A 2,944-nucleotide genomic window follows, 5' to 3' on the forward strand; every position below is an offset into this window, starting at 1 on the left:
CAGATGGGCGGTGATCCCGTCGGCCCCGGCCTCGATGCCCAGCCGCGCCGCGCGCACGGGATCGGGATGCGCCCCGCCGCGTGCGTTGCGGACGGTCGCCACATGGTCGATGTTCACGCCGAGGCGGAGGAAACGGGACATGCACGGACTCCAAAGCGTCGCCACCCGCCGGAACAGGCGGAGGCGATTCCGTTTATATAGCGGTGCTCCGGCGTTCCGTCACGCCGAACCGACCGCCGTCGCCGAGGATGACAGGGAATTTACCGTCCCCGCCCCTGCCGAAGCGAATGGTGGGGTCGACAATCCCAGCGGATTTACCTTATTTCGACTTGTAAATCACACCCGTCAGATACTCGTTCAGATCGCGAAAGTCCTTGACGCTCCATGCGTGCGGAGGGAGCCGGTAGCCATTTTCCTTCAATGTCCTGGGGATCAAATCCCCGTTTGGACGGAGTATGATCGACGACACAATAACGCCTGGATAGTCAGCCAATCGCTTCTTGAAGGCTGGCGTCGTTAAATCTGGGGTCGGCGGGTTGCTTTTGCCCGCCAACGGCCCGGAGCCTTTCGCATCCGGCCCGTGACACATGGCGCATCTCTCCACAAACAACGTCTCCCCATTGCCGCCATAGGCACCGCAAATTGGCACTAAGCACAACACCGCGGCGGTAAGCGGCGGAAGAAACTTATCGAGTTGCATGGTCTCTTCTCGCATCGCGCAGTATCAATTGCACGTCTTCACGCTGCGAAGCCAGTCTGTGCACATTTTTCAGAGAACCGTCACCGCCGCAGCGGAACGACGGTACAGCGAGCTTGGTCCGCTGTACCGCACAGCAGCGGGAGCATCACCGCCCCCGCGCCCGCTCCACGGAATGGATGGCGGGCGTGGCGCGCAGAGCAGCCATAATGTTGGTCAGGTGCTTGGCATCCTTCACGTCGATGTCGATCAGCAGCTCGAAATAGTCGGTGCTGCGATTCGTGATCTTCTGATGGATAACGTTGCCCTGGTTCTTGCCGATTACCGTGAACAGCGTCCCGAGAGAGCCCTGTTCATTGGCGATGACGACGCTGATGCGGCCGACATGCTCCTCCGGCGAATCCGGACCGGTCTCCCAGGAAACGTCGATCCAGCGCTCGGGCGATTCATGGAAGCTTTCCAGCGTCTCGCAGTCGATGGTGTGGATCGTCACGCCCTTGCCGGTGGTCACGATGCCGACGATGCGGTCGCCCGGCAGCGGGTGGCAGCAGCGGGCGTAATGCACGGCCATGCCCGGGATCAGCCCGCGGATCGGCAGTGCCGATTCCTTGCGGTTCTTCGGCTTCGGCTTCGGCGCGCTCTCCTCGGCCTCGCGGGCGGCGGGAGCTGCCTGGGCCTTGTGGCCGGGGAAGACGGCGTGGAAGACCTCGCGCACCGAATGCAGGCCGGAACCCACGCCCGCCATCAGATCGTCGACGGTCGGCTGCTGGAAAATCTTGATGGCGTTTTCCAGCGCCTTTTCGGTGAACTCGTATCCCTCCGCCTTGAACTGCCGCATCAGCATGCCGCGCCCCAGTTCCATATACTGGGCGCGCTGCTGGGTGCGCAGGAATTTGCGGATGCGGGCACGGGCCTTGCCGGTGACGACGAAGCGCTCCCAGCCCGGAACCGGCGTCTGCGCCTTGGAGGTGACGATGTCGACCTGGTCGCCGTTCTGCAACTGGGTGCGCAGCGGCAGCATGCGGCCGTTGATCTTGGCGCCGACGCAATGGTCGCCGACCTGCGAATGCACGGCATAGGCGAAATCGACCGGCGTGGCGCCACGCGGCAGAGCGATCAGGTCGCCCTTCGGCGTGAAGCAGAACACCTGATCCTGAAACAGCTCAAGCTTGGTGTGTTCCAGGAACTCTTCCGGCTTCTGCGCATGCTCCAGGATGTCCAGCAGCTCGCGCAGCCAGCGGTACTCGCCGCCATTCGGACGCGGCTGATGGTCCTGCTTGTAGGCCCAATGGGCGGCGACGCCCAGCTCGGCAATCTCGTGCATGTCCTGGGTGCGGATCTGGACCTCGATCCGGTTGCGGCCGGGACCGATCACGCCGGTGTGCAGACTGCGGTAGCCGTTGGGCTTGGGCGTGGAGATATAGTCCTTGAAGCGCCCCGGCACGACCGGATAGTGCGCGTGAACCACGCCCAGCGCCTGATAGCATTCGCCGACCGAGCCGACCGTGATACGGAAGGCCATGATGTCGGACAGCTGCTCGAAACTGACATTCTTGCGCTGAAGCTTGCGCCAGATCGAATAGGCCGACTTCTCGCGGCCCGACACCGTCGCGTCGGGCAGCCCCTCGGAGGCCAGCAGTTCGCGCAGCTCGGTGATGATGGTCTGGACGCGGTTCTCGCCCTCGCTGCGCAGGCGGGACAACTGGGCCAGGATGCTGTCGCGCGCGTCCGGATTCAGTTCCGCAAATGCAAGATCGTCAAGCTCGTCCTTGATCTTGTGCATGCCGATGCGCTCGGCCAAGGGCGAGTAGATTTCGATGGTTTCGCGGGCGATGCGGCGACGCTTTTCCGGCTTTTTCAGGTGGAACAGCGTGCGCATGTTGTGAAGCCGGTCAGCCAGCTTCACCAGCAGAACGCGGATGTCCTCCGACATCGCCAGCACCAGCTTGCGGAAATTCTCCGCCTGCTTGGCCTGCTCGCTGTTCAGCTCCAATCGCGACAGCTTGGTCACGCCGTCAACGAGACGCGCGATTTCCTTGCCGAAAACCCGCTCGATATCCTCAAGCGTGGCGACGGTGTCCTCGACCGTGTCGTGAAGCAGCGCCGTGGCGATGGTGCCGGCGTCCAGCTTCATCTGGGTCAGGATACCTGCGACCTCCAGCGGATGGAGGAAGTAGGGATCGCCCGACGCGCGTGTCTGCGACCCATGCGCCTTCATCGAGAAGACGTAGGCGCGGTTAAGGAGAT

At 63.0% G+C, this 2,944-nt stretch carries 3 protein-coding genes; all 3 read right to left on the reverse strand.

Annotation, left to right across the window (positions count from 1 at the left end):
- Positions 1-141, reverse strand: a 141-nt coding sequence (locus I71_RS07420) for a pyridoxine 5'-phosphate synthase (RefSeq protein WP_042693328.1), incomplete at its 3' end; no start/stop codon positions are given.
- A gap of 178 nt (positions 142-319) precedes the next feature.
- A complete protein-coding gene (locus I71_RS35675; RefSeq protein WP_083897035.1) occupies positions 320-700 on the reverse strand; it encodes a cytochrome c in 381 nt (126 codons plus the stop codon).
- 145 nt (positions 701-845) lie between these two features.
- On the reverse strand, positions 846-2,944 hold a 2,099-nt coding region (locus tag I71_RS07425), incomplete at its 5' end, for a bifunctional (p)ppGpp synthetase/guanosine-3',5'-bis(diphosphate) 3'-pyrophosphohydrolase (RefSeq protein WP_042693330.1).

This window comes from Azospirillum sp. B506 (genome assembly GCF_000333595.1).
GTDB lineage: Bacteria > Pseudomonadota > Alphaproteobacteria > Azospirillales > Azospirillaceae > Azospirillum.